Source organism: Streptomyces sp. NPDC050211, from assembly GCF_040656035.1.
GTDB lineage: Bacteria > Actinomycetota > Actinomycetes > Streptomycetales > Streptomycetaceae > Streptomyces.
Genome location: NZ_JBFALC010000065.1, coordinates 35881 through 53855, shown reverse-complemented (window position 1 = coordinate 53855; position 17975 = coordinate 35881). Strand labels below are relative to the sequence as shown.

Sequence of the window (17975 nt, the reverse complement as noted above, 5' to 3'; positions counted from 1 at the left end):
GCCGCCAGGAGCGGGGCGAGGTGGTCGGCGCCGTCTCTGGCTCGTTGCCGACGGCGCAGGGCGGCCGGACGCACACGCGCCGGGTGATGGTGCGCTGGACGGAGCCGGGCCAGGGCGAGCGCACGGCCAGGGCGCTCGTGCCGCCGGGCAGCCGGCCGGGACAGACGGTCCATGTGTGGTTCGACTCCCGGGGCCGCAGCGTCGCGCCGCCACCGGACAGCTTCGCGGTGTGGCAGCACACACTCGCCATGGGCCTCTGCGCCACAGGCGGCGCGGTCGGCGTGGTGCTCCTCGGACATGTGGTCGTACGCCATGTGGCCATGCACCACCGGCTGGCCGAGTGGGAACGGGAGTGGGCCCGTACGGAACCGGAGTGGACGCGTCGCTGGGCCTGATCGCTACGCCCGTCGCTCCGGCACATACGCGATCTGGTCAGTCGTCCGACCACCCACGTACGGTGTGATCACTCGCACGCCCCTCTCGCAAAGGTGGTTGTCCATGGCCCTGTTCGACCTCTCCCTGGAGGAGCTCCGCGCCTACCGCAGCGTCTCCGTAGAGCCCGAGGACTTCGACGCGTTCTGGTCGAAGACCCTGCAGGAGACGCGCGAGCACGATCTGGACGTCCGCTTCGAGCCGGTCGACACGGGGCTGACGGCGGTGCGGGTGTACGACGTGACGTTCGCCGGGTTCGGCGGTCACCCGGTGAAGGGCTGGCTGACGGTGCCCGCGGGAGCCGACGCGCCGGTCCCGGTGGTCGTGGAGTTCATTGGCTACGGCGGCGGACGCGGTCTGCCGCACGAGCATCTGCTGTGGGCGTCCACGGGCCGGGCGCACTTCGTGATGGACACCCGCGGGCAGGGCAGCGCGTGGGGCGCCGGCGGGGGCACCGCGGACCCGGTGGCGGGCGCGCCCGCCTACCCGGGGTTCATGACGCGCGGCATCGACGCGCCCGAGCACTACTACTACCGCCGGGTGTTCACGGACGGGGTGCGTGCCGTGGAGGCGGCCCGTGCACACCCGCTGACCGACCCGGCACGCACGGTCGCGCTCGGCGGCAGCCAGGGCGGCGGCATCACCCTCGCCGTCGGCGGGCTGGTCCCGGACCTCGCCGCGGTGGCACCGGACGTGCCGTTCCTGTGCGACTTCCCGCGCGCGACGACCATCACGGACCGCAACCCGTACCGCGAGATCGGCAACTACCTCAAGACGCACCGCGGCCGCGCCGCCGACGTCCTGCGCACGCTCTCCTACTTCGACGCCGTGCACTTCGCGCCTCGCGGGAGCGCTCCCGCCCTCTTCTCGGCGGCCCTCGAGGACCAGACGTGCCCGCCGTCCACCGTCTTCGCGGCCTTCAACGCCTGGGCGCACGAGGACAAGAAGATCGAGGTGTACGACTTCAACGACCACGAGGGCGGCGGACCCTACCAGCAGGCGGCGCAGCTGACCTGGCTCAAGTCCTACGCCTGACCTCTTCTCTCCGGTCCGACCAGTCGGTACGTTCATCGGGCCCGGGTCGCAGCGTCGCGGCCCGGGCCCGACGGCCGAACCACGGAGGAGCCATGCCCGAGCACGAGCCACAGGTTCACGGTCACTGCGACGCCCGCTTCACGGCGGTGCGTACGGCGTTCGAGGAGAACTTCCGGGACCGGGGCGAACTGGGTGCCGCGGTCGCCGTCACGGTGCACGGAACGACCGTGGTGGACCTGTGGGGCGGCTGGGCCGACGCGGCCCGCACGCGCGCGTGGGAGCGCGACACGCTGGTCAACGTGTGGTCGACGACCAAGGGCCCGGTGGCGCTGTGCGCGCACATACTCGCCGACCGGGGGCTGCTCGACCTGGACGCACCGGTGGCCACGTACTGGCCCGAGTTCGCGGCGGCCGGCAAGGACAAGGTCCTCGTACGGCATCTGCTGTCGCACCGCGCCGGTCTGTCCGGTCTGCGTGAGCCGCACTCACTGGAGCAGCTGTACGACTGGGAGTTCACCGTCGGGCGGCTGGCGGCGACGGAGCCCTGGTGGGAGCCGGGGGCCCGGTCCGGGTATCACGCAATGACGTACGGCTTCCTGGTCGGCGAGGTGGTGCGGCGCGTCTCGGGGCTGCTGCCCGGCGCGTTCCTGGAGCGGGAGGTGACCGGGCCGCTCGGCATCGACTTCACCGTCGGGCTGCCGGAGAAGGAGGCGGGCCGGGCGGCCGAGCTGGTGCATCCGCCGGCCGCGTCGAGCAGTGAACAGGCCGCGATCTTCAGCCAGTTGACGCCGGAGGCGCTCGCCTCGCTGGCCAATCCCCTGGTCGGCGCGGCCGAGGCCAACACGCCCGCATGGCGGGCCGCGGAACTCCCCGCCGTGAACGGCCACGGCACCGCACGCGCGGTCACCGCGCTGTACGGGATCTTCGCGGGCCGGGGCGCGCACGACGGCCACCGCGTCCTGTCCCCCGAGGCGGCCGAGCGGGTGCGCGAGGGACAGGGCAGGTGCCGGGATCTGGTACTCGGGGCCGGGTTCGAGCAGGAGACCGAAATCGGGCTCGGTCTCTGGCTCAGTGGGCCGAACGGCTCGTACGGACCGAACCCGCGGGCTTTCGGACATGACGGCTACGGCGGCTCCTGCGGTCTCGCCGACCCGGAGGCGGGGGTGTCGCTGGGCTACGTGATGAACCGTATGGGGCCCCATATAGCCGACGATCCACGGAAGATGGCCCTGATCGACGCCCTGTACAGCGTGTTGTGAGACGGCGTCGGCGCGAGCGGGTTTCGGCCGAACCGGCGGGCACCCCTTCCCCGCTGGTTTAGACCAATGCTAGATGTGGTGGCGCAACGAGCCCGCACGGCTACGGTACGTCACCACACAGGAGGCGCGGCATGGCCCGCACCACCCACCACGACCATCCGCTCACCGAAGGACAGCCCCTCTACTGGCGCATCGCGACGGAGTTGCTCGGCGAGCTGCGCGACGGCACCATCCCGCCCGGCGAACGGCTCCCCGGAGAGCGGCAGTTGGCCGGGCACTTCGGCGTCAGCAGGGAGACCGTACGGCAGGCGCTGGAGGTGCTCCGCCGGGGCGGCCTGGTCGCCACCGACCGCCGGGGCAGCCACGCGGCGCTGCCCGGCCCGCCGGTCGGGAGCCCGCCCTCGCTCGCCTTCCCGGTCGGCGCCCGGACCACCGATCCGGCCGCCGTCGGCCGGGCCACCGTCACCTGGGAGGCTCCCCCGCCGGAACACGCCACGGCCCTGGGGCTCGCCCCGCACCGGCCGACACTCGTCCACCGCTACGAGTCCGCCACCGCCGACGGCCACGGACGGCGTACGGCCGTGACGTCGTTCTCCGCCGTGGCCCTCACCGAAGTGGAGGAACTGGGGCGCTACCGCGACCGGGCCGACGGCGCCGCCGAGGCGCAGCTGAGGCGGGTCTACGACTGGATGCGCCAGGCGGGACTGACCCTGCACCACCGGGACTCCATCACCCGCCTCCCGGACACACCCTCGGTCCGGGTCACGCGGCAGGTGCGCGATCAGTACGCCCGGCCGCTGGAGATCACCGACCTCGTCGTGGACGCCCACCAGGACGCCCTCGTCTACGAGTTCACGCTGCCCGCGGCGGTCTGAACCGCACCGGAGCGCCGGAAGTACAGCCGGAGCACGGAGCCCGCCGGGTCGAGATCCTCGGCGACCAGGTCGCTCAACTGCCGTACCAGCCACAGACCGTGGCCGCCTGCGGCGCGCGCGTCGGGCGGCAGGTGGCCGGGGAACCCGGGGCGGGGCACCGATGCGTGGGCGCCGGTGTCGCGGATCTCGCAGACGAGGTGTTCGGGGTCGCTGCGCAGCCGGACCACGCCCTGCCCGCCGCCGTAGCGCACCGCGTTGACCACGGCCTCGTGCACCGCCGCCACCATGTCGTACGTCCGTTGCGCGGACATGCCGTGGCGGCGGGCGTACCCGGCGAGGGCACGGCGGACGGCCGCCGAACGGCCGCGGCGGAAGCGGATGTCGTCCGGTCCGGCGGGCAACGGGTCCGGGCGGCGCTGTGCGGTGATCTCCGCGGAGAAGTCCGCCGGGTCCGCGTAGTCGCCGCTGGGCTCGGACGCGCGGGCACCCAGGGCGAGTTCGGGATGGGTCCGTCGTGCCGTGTCCAGGACGGCCGCCGTGAGTGTGCGGGTGTCGTACGGGCACAGGAGCGAGTGGTCGGAGGCGGCGAAGGCGACGTTCACGAGGGACTCGTAGCGCATCCATTCCTGTGTCTCGAAGTCGGTGCGGCCCGTCCAGACGGGTTCGCCGACGACCCGGACGCGGCGGCCCGTGTCCTGCCGGCGGCAGTAGGCGTGGTAGCGGCCCAGGGTGCGGGAGGGGTAGTCGTACCAGTCGCGGGAGTCGGCGAACTCGACGTCCCTGGCTCTGCCGCCGAGTTGCTCGGTCAGCAGGGCGATGTGGTGCCCGCTCAGTACGGCGAGGACGACGTCTCCTGCGTCGAGGCCGTCGCGGAGGAAGTGGGCGGTGCCGGTGAGGAATTCCTGGTCGGAGCCGTAGCACAGTGCCTGGTGCACGAAGCCCGTGCGGGTCATGGCGGCTCTCCCTGGGGTTCGATGCGCAGGCCGGGGACGCGGTCCCAGCCGGCCACCCGCATCACCCGGCGGATGTGCGGGGCGACGCCGGACAGTTCTAGGGTGCCGCCGGCCGCGGACAGGTCGAGGGCGCAGAACACCAGCAGGCGCAGGGCACCCACGTCGATGAAGTGCACGCCGCCGAGGTCGAGCCGGGCACGGGCGCCGTGCGCGGTGCGGGCCAGGGCGCGGGTCCGTTCGGCGTGCAGGGCGCGGGCGACGGCGGTGACGTTCGAGTCGTCGATCTCACCGACGAGAGCGAGGCCCGGGGGGACGAAGGTGCGCGTGATGGACAGGAGATCGTCGTGCCATACCTCGTCGGCGCCGACCCGGCCGTGGTGCAGTCCGGCGATCGGGGCGAGTTCGGCCTCGTCGAAGACCCGGCGGTCGTACTGGCAGATGCCGAGCACCGGCAGCGAGGCGAACACGGGATCCAGCAGCAACTCGCTGTCGTGCAGCGTCTTGAGCCCCTGGCCGGCCTGTGCGCGCAGGATCTCGGTGCCCACGCGCAGGGCGAGGAAGCCGTCGCCGACGGCGCGGCGTGCCTCGCGGCGGATCACCTCGTCGAGGTCCCACAGGCCTTCGGGCCCGGCGAGATGCCCGTCGACACAGAGCCGCCCGGCCGCGACCTCCTCGTCGACCCGGCAGCCGTGCGCCTCCAGAAAGGACAGGGCCACGCCCGCCGGGATGTCCGCGGGCGGCAGCAGGAGCCCGCGGTGGCCGCTGGCCAGGCCGTCCAGCAGGAACGCGGCGAGAACGGTCTCGCGTTCCTCGTCCGTGTCGTAGCCGAAGAGCAGATGGTCGCCGTGGCGCATCTGTCCCACGGTTGTCAGAGCGGGCACGACGGTCATCCCGCACCTCCCCTGGGTGGGCCGGGACAGCTTCCACGCTACGCCGGAAGCAGCCGTCCCGTGAGGGGTTAAGGTGACCGCCATCGGTTCCGGTGAGGGAGGACGATGGCGGCCTCTGTGCAGGGCGGCAGGACCGGCAACCTGCCCGCCGAGGCGAACGCGTTCGTCGGCCGCGAGGCCGAACTCGCCGAGATCGCGGGGCTGTTGGGGACCGAGCGGCTGGTGACGCTCACCGGGCCCGGAGGTGTCGGCAAGTCCCGGCTCGCCCTGCGTGCCGCGCATGCCACGCACGCCGGATTTCCGGGCGGGGCGTGGCTGGTGGAGCTGTCGGAACTCCGGGATCCGGCTCTGCTGGTGAACGCCGTGGCGCAGGCGACCCGGTCGACCGAGCAGACACTGCGACCGCTGCTGGAAACGGTCTGCGAGCATCTCGCGGGGGCGCCGCTGCTGCTCGTTCTGGACACCTGCGAGCACGTGCTGGACGAGTGCGCGCGTGTCGTGCAGGAACTCCTCGCCCACGTAGCGGAATTGCGGGTGCTGGCCACCAGCCGGCAGCCGCTGGGCGTGCCGGGAGAGCGTCTGCTCACGGTGGCTCCGCTGCCGCTGGGCGAACACGACGACGCGGTGGCGCTGTTCGCGGCGCGCGCGGCGGCGGCGCTGCCCTCATTCGCGCTCACCGAGGCCAACCGGCCGCACGTGGCCGCGATCTGTGCCCGCCTGGACGGGATTCCGCTGGCCCTGGAGATCGCCGCCGTACGCCTGCGCGGATTCCCGCTCGACCGGCTCCTGGAAGGTCTCGACTCCCGCTTCGACCTGCTCGTCTCCCCCGCGCGGCCGCGCCTGGCCCGGCACCAGACGCTGCGCACGGCCATCGGCTGGAGCCACGAGCTGTGCACGCCGCTGGAACGGCTGCTGTGGGCGCGGCTGTCGGTGTTCGCGGGCGGCTGGGACGTCGAGGCCGCCGAATTCGTGTGCCACGGCGGCCCGCTGGACGCCGAGGAGATCCTCGCACTGCTGGCCTCGCTCACCGAGAAGTCCATCGTGACCCGGGAGGACGACGGGGCGGCGGTGCGCTACCGCATGCTGGATACGGTCCGGTCGTTCGGCGCCGAGTGGCTCGCGGAACTCGGTGAGGAGCAGGCGCTCAGACGGCGCCACCGGGACTACTACCGCTGGATCGCCCGCCAGGGCGAGGCGGAGTGGCTCGGCCCCGGTCAGCGGATGTGGGCCGAGCGGCTGAGCACCGAGCACGGGAACGTGCGGCTGGCGATGGAGGAGTGCCTGGCGGCACCCGAACCCGAGACGGCGCTCGAACTGGCGGGCACCCTCTGGTATTTCTGGTTCGCCTGCGGTTTCACCGAGGAGGGACGCGCCTACCTGGAGCGGGCCCTGAGCCGCACTCCCGGCGACGGCGGACCCGAGCACACCCTCGCGGTCTGGGCGCACCGGCTGGTCACCGTCGTCCCGGACGATCTGGAGGCCGCAGAGTCGGTGAGCGCCGCCTATGTGTGGCTCGCGGAGGAACGCCGACTGCCCGTGCCCGCCCTGCCGTTGACGGGCGCGAGCCTGGCCGTGCGGGGCGAGTCGGCACGCTCCGCCGTGCTGTACGGGAGCGCCGGGCGGGCGCCCGCGGGTGACGGCGGCGCCGAGTTCTTCCAGCTGCTGACGCTGGCCCTGCAGGCGTATCTGCTGGCCGGGCAGGCCGCGTTCGAGCGGTGTGCGACGGTCGGCGAGCGGCTGCGCCAGGACTGCGCCAAGCGGGGCGAACTGTGGATGCGGGCCTGGGGCGACTTCTTCGTCTCGCTGGCAGGGATCGGTCTCGGCCATGCGGACGAGGCGGTGGGCTCGGCCCGCGAGGCGCTGGCCGCCAAGTGGCGCGTGCACGACCGGCTCGGCGCCGCCGCGGTGGCCGACCTCCTGGTCGCCGCTCAGGCCTCCCGCGGCGAGGACGAACTCGCCGCCCACCTCCTCGGCATCAGCAGACGCCTCTGGCACACCGCCGGCCTGCCGCAGCTGGGCAGCCCCGACACCACCGTCTTCCACCGCGAGTACGAGCGCCGCCTGCGCGCAACCCTCGGCGACGCCCGCTTCACCGACGCGGTGCGCACGGGCCAGGAACTGGAACCGGGCGCGGCGCTGAGGCTGGCGCTGGGGGGCGCGAGCGAGGGGCCGGAGCTGTGACGCGCGGTGGGGGCGGGAGATCGGGGGCGGCGGGGCGAGGGCGCGGGACTGCGATGTGTGACATGGCACAGGGGGCAGCGACCACAAACATGCCCACGAACTAGGCCGCCCGACGACGCGCCACGACCATCCGCACGCGCGGGCTGCCGTCCGACCGCTGCCCGAACTCGGGCAGGACGTGCAGCTCGACGTCGAATCCCGCATCCCCCAGCTCCCGCTGTACGTCCCCGAGCCGGAAGGCGCGGTAGTACATGACGAACGGCGGCCGCCACACGGCGTTGCGCACCCGCATCACCGCGTCGAAACCCAGCAGCATCCAGTAGGCGGGGGAAGTGGGACGCGGCGGCGCGACCACCGGGAAGACGAAGCGGCCGCCCGGCCGCAGCACAGAGTGGACCTGTGCGAACAGTCCGGGCAGCTCATGGGGGAGGAAGTGCCCGAACGCCCCGAAGCTCACGGCAAGATCGAAGGCAGGGGCGAAGGGCAGGGCGCGAGCGTCCGCCCGGACCCAGTCGACCCGCGGCCCCTCCGTCCGCGTCCGCTCCCGCGCCACGGCGAGCATCCCGGCGCTGAAGTCGACCCCGGTGACGCTCTCCCGGCACACCCGCGCCAGCACACCGACGCCCGCTCCGGTACCGCAGCACAGGTCGAGCCCGGCGTCGAACGGGCCGATCCGGTCCAGCGCCTGCGCGACCGCGTCGAGCACCGAATCCGGGGTCCGGAAGGGGGTGTGATCGAATTTCGGGGCGAGCAGGTCGTATCCGCGCTCGACGGACGACAGCGCCTGGACGGCGAGTTCGCGGAGACTGGGGCCTTCGGGGCTGAACATTCGCGTCAGCTTAGGGGAACGGGAGGGCGGCCACGGGGCACAGCAGTGCGCGACGCGCCCGACAGACCGCACGGTCGTGCCCGGCGGACCCGCCTCAGCCCGTCCTGCCGCCCCGACGGGTGTCGACGCGCTCCCACTCGGCATCCCATTGCGCCATCCTCCGCCGGTCCAGCACCACCCGAACCCCATAAGCACCGCCGATCACGACCGCGCCCGCGACCGCCCCGGCCAGGACGCCCGCCAGGGCCGACTGGAGCCTGGCCTCACCGGGCGACACGGGTTCGGCCGCCAGGGCTCCGGCCTGGTCGGTCCAGACGGTGACCCGGGACCCGGCGGGGGTGTCGGGCCGTACCTTGGTCAGGCCCGTGCGGGTCTGACCGTCCGGCGTGGTCCAGCGGGCGTCGGCCCACACCAGATCACCGTCGGTCTCGCTCACGGTCGGCCTGTCCCCCGCGTCCGCGACGAGCACGGCCGTGACCTGCTGCCGCTCCACCCGCTGCCGGTCCAGGTCGTGCCGCACGGCGGCCTGGGTCACCAGCCCCGCCGGCACCGCGCAGACGACCGCCAGGATCCACGCGCCGAGCAGGAGCCAGGCCTCCACCACATCGATACGCCGCCGGAGCGGATTGCGCCGCCACCGCCACATCCGCACCGTCGGACGCCGTGTCCGCACCATCGGTCGACACCCCCTTGCCAGCGCCGACATCACACTCACAGTGTCCTCCTGGACGGCGCTCCCGGCGCTGCGGGGATTCAGAGATGCTGAGCGTGATGCTTCTCGGCCGGCAGACGACCGGCGTCAGCCTCCCAGGCGCAGTCCGGCGAGCCAGACGTCCGGGGTGCCCGGAGGCATGTCGTCGCGTGGGGTGACCGGCTGCCGCAGCTGTGTCAGGAGCTTGCGTACGAGGGCTTTCATCGGAACCTCCGGTGTCGGTGGGGGTCTGTCACCCCACCGACGAACCGCCCCTACACGGATCGACACTCCGCGAGCCGTTTTTCGAGGAACCGCCTCTCCGCGTCGTTCACGACCAGTTCCAGCGCCTGTTCGTACGCCGCTGCCGCCTCGGCCGTACGACCGCTGCGGCGCAGCAGATCCGCACGGGTGGCGGGCAGCAGGTGGTACCCCGCCAGCTCGCCCTCCGACTCCAGCTCCGCCACCAGCGCCAGGCCCGCGTCCGGGCCCTGCGCCATACCGACGGCGACCGCGCGGTTGAGCCGGACGACGGCGGAGGGCACGAACCGGGTCAGCTCCCCGTACAGCGCGGCGATGTCGGCCCAGTCGGTCTCCTCGGCCGTGGCCGCGGTGGTGTGGCAGGCGGCGATGGCGGCCTGGATCTGGTAGAGCCCGGGTTTGCCCCGGCGCAGGGCGGTCTCCAGCAGGGCGGTGCCTTCGTCGATCTCGGCGCGGTCCCACTCCGTGCGGTCCTGGTCCTCCAGCGTCACCAGTTCGCCCGCCGCGTTCACGCGGGTCGCCCGGCGGGCGTCGTGCAGGAGCAGCAGCGCCAGCAGGCCGAGCACCTCGGGCTCGTCGGGCATGAGCCGGGCCAGCAGACGGGTGAGGCGGAGGGCCTCGGTGGTGAGGTTCGTGCGCATCAGGTCGGCGCCGGACGTGGCGGTGTACCCCTCGTTGAAGAGCAGGTAGAGCACGCCGAGCACGCCCGTGGTGCGTTCGGGGAGGAGGTGCGCGGGCGGTACGCGGTAGGGGATGCCGGCGTTGCGGATCTTCCGTTTGGCGCGCACCAGGCGCTGCGCCATCGTCGCCTCGGGGACGAGGAAGGCGCGGGCGATCTCGGGCGTGGTCAGCCCGGCGAGGGTGCGCAGGGTCAGGGCGACCCGGGCCTCGATGGGGAGGGCGGGGTGGCAGCAGGTGAAGATCAGCCGGAGCCGGTCGTCCTCGACGCCGCTCTCGTCGTACTCGTCGTGTCCGTCGCGTGTCAGCACGGCCGCCTCCCGCAGCTTCGCCGCCCCGACCGCCTCCCGGCGCAGGACGTCCAGGGCCCGGTTGCGCGCGGTCGTCGTCAGCCAGGCGCCGGGGCGGCGCGGCACTCCGTCGCGCCGCCACCGGTCGAGGGCCTGGGCGAAGGCGTCCTGCGCGCACTCCTCGGCGAGGTCCCAGTCGCCGGTCACCCGGATGAGGGTGGCGACGACCTGACCCCATTCCTCGCGGAAGGCGGCGGCGACCGCCTCCTCGACGCCGTCCGTGGAGTTCACTCCCAGACCGGCCGTACCTCGACCGAGCCGCCGCCCAGTGCGGCCGGATGCCGGGAGGCGAGCGCGATGGCCTCGTCGAGATCGGCGACCTCGATGATGTCGAAGCCGGCGACGTACTCCTTGGACTCCACGAACGGCCCGTCGGTGAGCAGGACTTCGTCGCCCTGCACGCGGACGGTCGTCGCATCGGAGGAGGGGCGCAGACGGGCGCCGCCCTTCACGATGTCGCGGCTGCGCACCAGGTCGATGTACTCGGTGAAGCGGGGGTCGTCGGCGATCTCCTCGGGGCTGAGTTCCTCGCCGTCGACAGGGGTGCAGATGAACAGCACGTATTTCATGCCCCGGCCTCCTCGAATCCGGCGTCGAACGGGGTCGACGTGTGCTGGTGGACGATGAGCCACCGGTCGGCCGGGGGCCGGTAGCCGGTGGTCACCCGCACGGTGCTGTCCAGCGGCTCCCCCGTGGTGAGGGTGGCCCGCATCCGCACGAGCGCGTGGCTGAACGCGACGCTCTCGTCCACGCGGACCCGGAACTCCAGCACCTCGCGCTCCACGGGCCCGGTCACGGTCGAGAGCCACCACTCCTGGGCCTTGCGGAAGGCGTCGATCCCCCGCTGCTCCAGGCCGGCCATGGGGTGGAACACCTCGACGTCCGGGGCGTAGCAGGCGAGCATCCGCGCGATGTCCCGTACGCGGACCGCTTCGGTCAGTTCCGCGTCGAGCCGGCGGATCGACGCCTCGGCGTCCTCCTCGTCCCCCATCGGCCAGAAGGGGCGCACCTCCATGGCACCGATGGTGGCCACGGGGTGCCTGGACGCCGCCTCGATCGCCTCCTCCAGGCTGTCGCACTCGAGGATGTCGTACCCGGCGACGTACTCCTTCGTCTCCGCGAACGGCCCGTCGGTGCGCAGCACTTCGCCGCCGCGCACCCGCACGGTGACGGCGTCGGCGGGTAGGGCGAGGCGGTGGCCGTGGAGGCGGGTGCCTCGGTCGCCGAGTTCCTCCACCCAGGGTTCGACGGGGGCCGTGCCAGAGGCGTCGGTGGTGTCGTCGCCGCAGACGAGCAACATGTATTTCATGGGTTCCTCCCGGTGCTCATGAGCTTCCTACACCCCACCGACGAACGGGCCACGGCCGAATCGACACACCTTCTTCGTTTTTCACGCGAAGAGGCCGGGGCACGGGTTGGATGGCCCCATGACCACCGACGAGTACACACGGCTGATGCGGGCCAACCAGGCCAGCTGGGACGCCCGTACCCCCGTCCACCTCGCCAGCCGGTTCTACGGCCTCGACCAGGACCTCGATCCCGACCGCTGGTTCGCCGAGTTCGAGTGGGAGGACCTCGGCGAGCTGTCGGGCCGCGACGTGCTCCACCTCCAGTGCCACCTCGGCACCGAGACGCTCGCCTTCGCCCGGCGCGGCGCACGAGCCGTCGGCCTCGATTTCTCGGAGGCGTCGGTGGCGGCGGCGACCGGCATCGCGGAGAAGGCGGGCGTCGACGTCACCTACGTACAGGCGAACGTGTACGACGCCGTATCCGCCCTGGAGGGGCGGCAGTTCGACGTCGTCTACACCGGCAAGGGCGCTCTGTGTTACCTGCCGGATCTGGATCGCTGGGCGGATGTCGTCGCCCAACTCCTGTGGCCCGGCGGCCTGTTGTACGTGGTCGAGTTCCATCCGCTGCTCAACTCCCTGGGGCCCAAGCCCGCTCCGGGCGAGGGTCCCGAGCTGCTGCTGCGCCATGACTATCTGGGCGGGGGCGGCCCCGTGCACCGGGACGCGACGCACACCTACACCGACGGCCCCGCCGTCGAAGGCGCCACGGACAGTTATGAGTGGATGCACGGAATGGACGAGGTCCTCAACGCGTTGATCGGTGCGGGACTGGCCGTCCGCCGGCTGCGGGAAAGCGACGAGCTGCCCTGGCAGCGCTGGCCGCGGATGGTGCGTACGCCGTCCGGCTGGTGGCGGTTGCCCGAGCCGCGTATCCCGTTGCTGTACGGCCTGCTGGCCGCCCGCTGAGTCTCATCTCACAGACGCGGCAGCGGACCGGGTGGTACGCTGCCGTCAGCACTCGTGTTCGCCGTGTGATCGGCGCCGGTGCCAGTTCTTCTCTCCAGTTCGCCGAACAGCCCACCCTTTCCCGGGTCGGAGCAACGGCTTCCTGACACCACCTCGCAGCAGTGTTCGTCTGCCGTACCCGAGGTGATGTTCTCCGCCGCCCAGAGGTGCGTCGTACGCCCTCCGGCTCGCGGCTTCTCTCCCCCCTTCCTTCCGCATGTCTCATGCACCTTCCGTCCTTGAAAGGACCACCCTCCATGACCACCACACTCGAAAACCCTCCCCTTCAGCAGGAACTCCCGGCCCGGGCCGCCACCGGCGTCCTCGACATCGACGCGGGCGGAAAGGGCCACCTGCGCGCCGCGAGCTGCCTGCCCTCCTCCTCCGACCTCCAGGTCCCCGCCGCGCTGATCCGCCGGCACGGCCTGCGCAAGGGCGACCTCGTGGACGGCGTACGCGGCACACAGCGTGCGCTGACCGAGGTCGTACGGATCAATGGCCGCCCCGCCGAGGAGCTGCGCGGCCGCCGTCACTTCCGTGACCTCACGCCGCTGCACCCGCGCGAGCGGCTCCGTCTCGAACACCGGGCGGCCGGCCTGACCGGGCGCGTCGCCGACCTGATCGCACCCGTCGGCAAGGGCCAGCGCGGGCTCATCGTGGCCCCGCCCAAGACCGGCAAGACCGTCCTCCTCCAGCAGATCGCGGCCGCCGTCGCCGGCAACCACCCCGAGTGCCGGCTGATGGTCGTGCTGATCGACGAGCGGCCGGAGGAGGTCACCGACATGCGGCGCTCCGTGCACGGCGAGGTGTACGCCTCCACGTTCGACCAGGGGCCCAAGCAGCACATCGCGCTCGCCGAGCTGGTGATCGAGCGGGCCAAGCGGCTCGTCGAGGCCGGCGAGGACGTCGTCATCCTCTTCGACTCCCTCACCCGCCTGTGCCGGGCGCACAACAACGCGGCCGCCGCCGGTGGCCGCACCCTCAGCGGCGGGGTCGACGCGAGCGCGCTGATCGGGCCGAAGCGGTTCTTCGGCGCCGCCCGGCAGGCCGAGGAGGGCGGTTCGCTCACGATCCTCGCCACGGCGCTGGTGGACACCGGCTCGCGTGCCGACGACTTCTTCTTCGAGGAGCTGAAGAGCACCGGCAACATGGAGCTCCGGCTCAGCCGCGAGCTCGCCGCGCGCCGCGTGTTCCCGGCCGTCGAGATCAACCCCTCCGGCACCCGCCGCGAGGAACTCCTGCTGCCCCAGGCCGAGTTGACGGCCGTACGCGGACTGCGGCGGGTCCTGCAGAGCCGCGACGGGCAGGCCCTGGAGACGCTCCTTGAGCGGATGCGCGACACGCCGGACAACGCGACCTTCCTGCGCCGGATCCAGCCGACGCTGCCCGCCTCCTGATCCCTGCGTGTGCGGCATCCGGGTGCACACACGCGGCGCTCGGCCCGGGCAGCGCAGCTCAGAGCGGGGACATTCCTAGGTTTCCGGTATGACTACCGGATTTAGGTCCCGTGCCGTCGTGTCGACCTGCGTGCTCTGTACGGCGGGCCTGCTGGCCCTCGCCCCCGCAGGCATCGTCGCCCACCCCGCCGGCAGGGACCCGGACGCGCCCGGACCACGGCCGGCCACGCCGCAGCCCGCCCTGCTGTACCGCTCCGGCACACAGGTCCGGCCGCACTCCCGGACACCCGAACTCCCGGAGGTCTCCGCGCTGTCCTGGGTGGTCGCCGACGCACGCACCGGCGAGGTGCTCGCCGCGCACGACGCGCACCGGAAACTGCCGCCCGCCAGCACGCTCAAGACCCTGTTCGCGCTCACCGTGCTGCCCGTGCTGCCCGGCCGCGTCCGCCACCGGGTCGACGCGGAGGAACTGTCGGGCCTCGGCCCCGGAAGCAGCCTGGTCGGGGTCGCCGAGGGCCGCACCTACCGGGTGACCGACCTGTGGAACGGCGTCTTCCTGAACTCCGGCAACGACGCCGTGCACGTCCTGGCCCGGCTCAGCGGCGGCTGGCACGCCACCGCCCATCGGATGCAGGCCAAGGCCCGCGCCCTGGGCGCCCGGGACACGCGCGTCCTGTCGCCGGACGGCTACGACGCCCCGGGCCAGGTGTCGTCGGCGTACGACCTGGCGGTGTTCGGCCGTGCGGGGCTGCACCACCGGGACTTCGCCCGGTACTGCGCCACGGCCGTGGCCGAGTTCCCGGGCGGAGGCGGCTGGTGGTACGACATCCACAACACCAACCGGCTGCTGACCGGCGCCGACGGCGTGGACCCCTACCCCGGTCTGATCGGCATCAAGAACGGCTACACCAGCAACGCCGGCTACACCCTCGTCGCCGCCGCCCGCCGCAGCGGGCGCACCCTCGTCGTCACGGTGATGAACCCTCAGGAGGGCGGCCGGCACGCCGTCTACGAAGAGGCGCGGTCGTTGCTCGACTGGGGCTTCGACGCCGCCGGGCGGGTCGATCCGGTCGGGTCGCTGGACGCGTTGCGGGCCAGGCCGAGGCCGGCTCCGGAACCGGAAACCGTGCCCGTGGTCGCCACGGCCGCCCCGGACACCGAGCCCGACTGGGCGGCGACGGGCGTGATCGCGGGTGCGGCCGTGCTGGGCGCCGCTGTGGTGGTGCTGGTGGTGCGGCGGATGGGCATCCGGCTCACGCGGGACTGACCGACCGGCAGCCACAGCAGCAGGCCGAGGGTGATCCAGGCGTACGTGTTGCTGCCGAGGAATCCGTCGATGCCGGAGGCGTCGTCGAACCACAGCCACACCACGCTGGTGCACAGCACCGCGTACAGCCCGGCCGCGATCCGCGGCTGCCGGGCACGGACCAGCACGGCGAACGCGGGCAGCAGCCACACGAGATGATGCACCCACGTGATCGGGCTGATCAGGCACGCGGTCAGCCCGGTGAGAGCGAACGCCGCCGCCCAGTCCCCGACGGCGACCGCGCGACGCGCCCGAACCGCCCACACACCCAGGAGCACCACGACCACGGCGGCCCACACCGCGCGGTCCGTCTCACCGAGCCGGGCCAGGATCCCCTGCACCGACTGGTTCGACACATAGTCGAGGCGGCCGATCCGGGTCGTGTCCCACATCGCGTCGGTCCAGTAGAACCGTGAGGCGTCGGGCGCCACCAGCCCGGCGAGCCCGGTTGCCGCGACGGCGACGACCGACGCGACGGCGGCAGCACGCCAGCGGCGGGCCAGCAGCAGCAGAAGGATGAACAGCGCCGGAGTCAGCTTGATCGCCGCCGCGAGGCCGATCCCCACCCCCGCCCACCGTCCCCGCCCCGTGGCCAGCAGCCAGGAGTCGAACAGGACCAGGGCCAGCAGCAGTATGTTCACCTGGCCGAAGCTGAAGGTGTCGCGCAGCGGCTCGAACAGCGCCAGGGCACAGGCGCCGAGCGCGCAGCCGTACCAGCCGTACTTCCGCCACGACCGTCCGGCCAGGATGCGCACGACGACCGCGAGCGCCCCCAGGTTGAGCAGCAGCGCCACGGCGATCGCGGCATGCAGCCCGAGCAGCGCCATCGGCAGCATGGCGACGGCCGCGAACGGCGGATACGTGAAGCCGTACGTCGTCCCGGGCACCCGGTAGTCGTAGATACGGCCGCCGTGGTGGACCCACGTGTCGACGGCCCCGTAGTAGACGCGCAGGTCGAACCAGTCGCGCAGCAGCGGAACCGTTGCGGTGAAGACGATGACGACGACGGCGATGGCGGCCACGAGCAGCGCGCGCCCGCGGTCCGTGCGGGGCAGTCTCATACGGTGCTCTCCCGCAAGGGTGCCTGGGCCGCCTGATGGGCCTGCCAGAGGACGACGACGGCGAGCACGCCGCCGGAGACGGCGAGTATCAGTTCCTCGGCGCCGGCCGGGAGGCCGTTCGGCATGGCGAGCAGGGCGACCACTCCGGTCACGGCCGCCAGCCGGTGCCGCACCGAGCTGCTGGGCGCCGCCGCGGCGAGGAGGAACAGCCCCCACAGGGCGTACCAGGGCCGGATCGCCGGGCCGAGGACCACGACGACGGCGAAGCTGAGGCCGAGTGCGTAGACCGGGCTGAAGCGTGGGCGGCGCAGCCATATGGCGGCGATGGCCACCGCGGTGGCCGCCAGGCCGAGCACGTGCCAGGCCGGCACGGCGAGGGGAGCCAGATCGCCGAGGCCCAGCTTGGTGAGCAGGGTGCCGGTGGCACGGCCGAGCAGGCTGGTGAGCGCCCAGTTCTGCGGGGACACAGGGGTTTTCAGGGCTCCTATCCAGCCGTATCCCGTTCCGGCCAGGGTGGTTGCCACGACCGTGGTCACAGCCGCGGCGGCTCCCGTGGTGAGCACCGACCGCACCGGACTGCGGCCCGCGCGGATCTGCAGGGCCACGACCGCGGCGAGCCCGAGCACGGCGGGCGCCTTGACCAGCGCGGCGAGCGTGACCAGGATCGCGCCCAGCACCGGCCACCGGCCGAGGGCCGCGACCAGTCCCACGCCGAGCAGGCCGAGCATGATGGCGTCGTTGTGGGCGCCGGCCACCAGGTGCAGCAGCACCAGCGGGTTGAGGGCGCCCAGCCAGAGCGCGGCCGCCGGGTCGGCGCCGCTGTGCCGGGCCAGCCGGGGCAGCGCCGCCGCCATCAACGCGACGCCGAGCAGCGCGACCAGCCGCATCCCGAACAGCCCCGCCGGAATCTCGCCCCGGGTGATGCCGGAGAGCGCGGAGGCGACGGCGAGGAACACCGGGCCGTACGGAGCGCCGGTCTGCTGCCACAGCGGGGACACCTCGTCCGCGAGCGGACCGCCGAGCCGGGCCGGGCCGTGCGCGTAGACGTCCATATGGGCGTCGACCATCGCCCCTTGGGCGAGATAGCTGTATACGTCCCGGCTGAACAGCGGTGGCGCGAGCAGCAGAGGCGCCGCCCAGACGGCGAGGACGAGCAACATGGCCCGCGGGGACGGCGGTTCAGCGCTGCGGATCAGCCGTCCGAGCAGGGCCCAGGCGGCTATCAGCAAAATGATGCCGAAGTACACGCCGACCAGGCCCAGGGCCGCATGCGCGGACGAGGGCGCGATCAGCTCACGGACCGGCAGGGCTCCCGCCGTCTCACCTCCCAGTGCGAGAAAAGCGGTACCCGCCAGACCGAGAGCCTGGCAGCGACGGAGATCGACGGGGAAAGCCATGGCCAACACTCGGAAAGCATGTCAACGTCGGGTGGCCGGAAAGCGACGAGCCGCCCACCAGGCGGGGGCCGAAGTGTTACCGGTGT

The 17975-nt window shown here is 72.7% G+C and carries 16 protein-coding genes and 1 pseudogene; 8 read left to right on the top strand and 9 right to left on the bottom strand.

Features of this window, described 5'->3' with window-relative positions:
• The 4 genes from AB0I98_RS40510 to AB0I98_RS40495 all read left to right on the top strand — a co-directional run.
• Positions 1 to 395 (top strand): hypothetical protein (locus tag AB0I98_RS40510; RefSeq protein ID WP_362950657.1); only part of this gene is annotated, 395 nt, incomplete at its 5' end.
• 103 nt (positions 396 to 498) lie between these two features.
• A complete protein-coding gene (locus AB0I98_RS40505; protein WP_362950655.1) occupies positions 499 to 1467 on the top strand; it encodes an acetylxylan esterase in 969 nt (322 codons plus the stop codon).
• Between the two features lie 92 nt (positions 1468 to 1559).
• Entirely contained in the window at positions 1560 to 2726 is a 1167-nt protein-coding gene (locus AB0I98_RS40500) for a serine hydrolase domain-containing protein (RefSeq protein WP_362950653.1), read from the top strand.
• A 131-nt stretch (positions 2727 to 2857) separates the two neighbouring features.
• Positions 2858 to 3601: a GntR family transcriptional regulator gene (locus AB0I98_RS40495; protein ID WP_362950651.1), complete on the top strand. Its 744-nt coding sequence runs from the start codon at positions 2858 to 2860 to the stop codon at positions 3599 to 3601.
• Here AB0I98_RS40495 and AB0I98_RS40490 read toward each other — a convergent pair.
• Together AB0I98_RS40490 and AB0I98_RS40485 are read right to left on the bottom strand one after the other, a co-directional pair.
• On the bottom strand, positions 3571 to 4554 hold the full coding sequence (locus AB0I98_RS40490) for a sensor histidine kinase (protein ID WP_362950649.1): 984 nt from the start codon (positions 4552 to 4554) through the stop codon (positions 3571 to 3573). The two genes, AB0I98_RS40495 and AB0I98_RS40490, sit on opposite strands and share 31 nt — an antisense overlap.
• Positions 4551 to 5444 carry an MEDS domain-containing protein gene (locus AB0I98_RS40485; protein ID WP_362950648.1) on the bottom strand — a complete coding sequence of 298 codons (894 nt, stop codon included), beginning with the start codon at positions 5442 to 5444 and terminating at the stop codon, positions 4551 to 4553. Before AB0I98_RS40485 ends, AB0I98_RS40490 begins: the two co-directional genes overlap by 4 nt.
• A gap of 105 nt (positions 5445 to 5549) precedes the next feature.
• On the opposite strand from AB0I98_RS40485, the gene AB0I98_RS40480 reads away from it, so the two are divergent.
• On the top strand, positions 5550 to 7625 hold the full coding sequence (locus tag AB0I98_RS40480) for an AAA family ATPase (protein WP_362950646.1): 2076 nt from the start codon (positions 5550 to 5552) through the stop codon (positions 7623 to 7625).
• Between the two features lie 100 nt (positions 7626 to 7725).
• On the opposite strand, the gene AB0I98_RS40475 is transcribed toward AB0I98_RS40480, so the two are convergent.
• The 5 genes from AB0I98_RS40475 to AB0I98_RS40455 form a co-directional block, all read right to left on the bottom strand.
• On the bottom strand, positions 7726 to 8454 hold the full coding sequence (locus tag AB0I98_RS40475) for a class I SAM-dependent methyltransferase (RefSeq protein ID WP_362950644.1): 729 nt from the start codon (positions 8452 to 8454) through the stop codon (positions 7726 to 7728).
• Positions 8455 to 8548: 94 nt separating this feature from the next.
• Positions 8549 to 9130, bottom strand: coding sequence for a hypothetical protein (locus AB0I98_RS40470; protein WP_362950642.1), 582 nt, complete (start codon positions 9128 to 9130; stop codon positions 8549 to 8551).
• A gap of 290 nt (positions 9131 to 9420) precedes the next feature.
• Positions 9421 to 10665, bottom strand: a complete 1245-nt coding sequence (locus tag AB0I98_RS40465) for a sigma-70 family RNA polymerase sigma factor (RefSeq protein WP_362950640.1) — start codon at positions 10663 to 10665, stop codon at positions 9421 to 9423.
• Positions 10662 to 11003, bottom strand: coding sequence for a YciI family protein (locus AB0I98_RS40460; RefSeq protein WP_362950638.1), 342 nt, complete (start codon positions 11001 to 11003; stop codon positions 10662 to 10664). The genes AB0I98_RS40465 and AB0I98_RS40460 overlap by 4 nt, the downstream gene beginning before the upstream one ends.
• Positions 11000 to 11743, bottom strand: a complete 744-nt coding sequence (locus tag AB0I98_RS40455) for a nuclear transport factor 2 family protein (RefSeq protein WP_362950636.1) — start codon at positions 11741 to 11743, stop codon at positions 11000 to 11002. The genes AB0I98_RS40460 and AB0I98_RS40455 overlap by 4 nt, the downstream gene beginning before the upstream one ends.
• A 118-nt stretch (positions 11744 to 11861) precedes the next feature.
• Here AB0I98_RS40455 and AB0I98_RS40450 point away from each other — a divergent pair, with 118 nt between their 5' ends.
• From AB0I98_RS40450 to AB0I98_RS40440, 3 genes and pseudogenes are all read left to right on the top strand, one after another.
• Positions 11862 to 12689, top strand: coding sequence for a class I SAM-dependent methyltransferase (locus tag AB0I98_RS40450; protein ID WP_362950635.1), 828 nt, complete (start codon positions 11862 to 11864; stop codon positions 12687 to 12689).
• A gap of 296 nt (positions 12690 to 12985) precedes the next feature.
• Positions 12986 to 14125 carry a transcription termination factor Rho gene (gene rho, locus AB0I98_RS40445; RefSeq protein WP_362950632.1) on the top strand — a complete coding sequence of 380 codons (1140 nt, stop codon included), beginning with the start codon at positions 12986 to 12988 and terminating at the stop codon, positions 14123 to 14125.
• Positions 14126 to 14213: 88 nt separating this feature from the next.
• A pseudogene (locus tag AB0I98_RS40440) lies at positions 14214 to 15050 on the top strand (serine hydrolase); the annotation flags it as partial.
• An 83-nt stretch (positions 15051 to 15133) separates the two neighbouring features.
• Here the strand turns inward: AB0I98_RS40440 and AB0I98_RS40435 are convergent.
• Together AB0I98_RS40435 and mptB are read right to left on the bottom strand one after the other, a co-directional pair.
• On the bottom strand, positions 15134 to 16492 hold the full coding sequence (locus AB0I98_RS40435) for a glycosyltransferase 87 family protein (protein WP_362950630.1): 1359 nt from the start codon (positions 16490 to 16492) through the stop codon (positions 15134 to 15136).
• Complete coding sequence (gene mptB / locus AB0I98_RS40430) at positions 16489 to 17889, bottom strand: polyprenol phosphomannose-dependent alpha 1,6 mannosyltransferase MptB (protein ID WP_362950628.1); 1401 nt, start codon at positions 17887 to 17889, stop codon at positions 16489 to 16491. Before mptB ends, AB0I98_RS40435 begins: the two co-directional genes overlap by 4 nt.
• Between the last annotated feature and the right edge of the window lie 86 nt (positions 17890 to 17975).

Coding starts and splice junctions, on each gene's coding strand:
- AB0I98_RS40475 (WP_362950644.1), bottom strand. CDS start 8,454: ATGTTCAGCCCCGAAGGCCCCAGTCTCCGCGAACTCGCCGTCCAGGCG.
- mptB (WP_362950628.1), bottom strand. CDS start 17,889: ATGGCTTTCCCCGTCGATCTCCGTCGCTGCCAGGCTCTCGGTCTGGCG.
- AB0I98_RS40470 (WP_362950642.1), bottom strand. CDS start 9,130: ATGGTGCGGACACGGCGTCCGACGGTGCGGATGTGGCGGTGGCGGCGC.
- AB0I98_RS40460 (WP_362950638.1), bottom strand. CDS start 11,003: ATGAAATACGTGCTGTTCATCTGCACCCCTGTCGACGGCGAGGAACTC.
- AB0I98_RS40455 (WP_362950636.1), bottom strand. CDS start 11,743: ATGAAATACATGTTGCTCGTCTGCGGCGACGACACCACCGACGCCTCT.
- AB0I98_RS40435 (WP_362950630.1), bottom strand. CDS start 16,492: ATGAGACTGCCCCGCACGGACCGCGGGCGCGCGCTGCTCGTGGCCGCC.
- AB0I98_RS40505 (WP_362950655.1), top strand. CDS start 499: ATGGCCCTGTTCGACCTCTCCCTGGAGGAGCTCCGCGCCTACCGCAGC.
- AB0I98_RS40450 (WP_362950635.1), top strand. CDS start 11,862: ATGACCACCGACGAGTACACACGGCTGATGCGGGCCAACCAGGCCAGC.
- AB0I98_RS40485 (WP_362950648.1), bottom strand. CDS start 5,444: ATGACCGTCGTGCCCGCTCTGACAACCGTGGGACAGATGCGCCACGGC.
- AB0I98_RS40480 (WP_362950646.1), top strand. CDS start 5,550: ATGGCGGCCTCTGTGCAGGGCGGCAGGACCGGCAACCTGCCCGCCGAG.
- AB0I98_RS40495 (WP_362950651.1), top strand. CDS start 2,858: ATGGCCCGCACCACCCACCACGACCATCCGCTCACCGAAGGACAGCCC.
- AB0I98_RS40500 (WP_362950653.1), top strand. CDS start 1,560: ATGCCCGAGCACGAGCCACAGGTTCACGGTCACTGCGACGCCCGCTTC.
- rho (WP_362950632.1), top strand. CDS start 12,986: ATGACCACCACACTCGAAAACCCTCCCCTTCAGCAGGAACTCCCGGCC.
- AB0I98_RS40490 (WP_362950649.1), bottom strand. CDS start 4,554: ATGACCCGCACGGGCTTCGTGCACCAGGCACTGTGCTACGGCTCCGAC.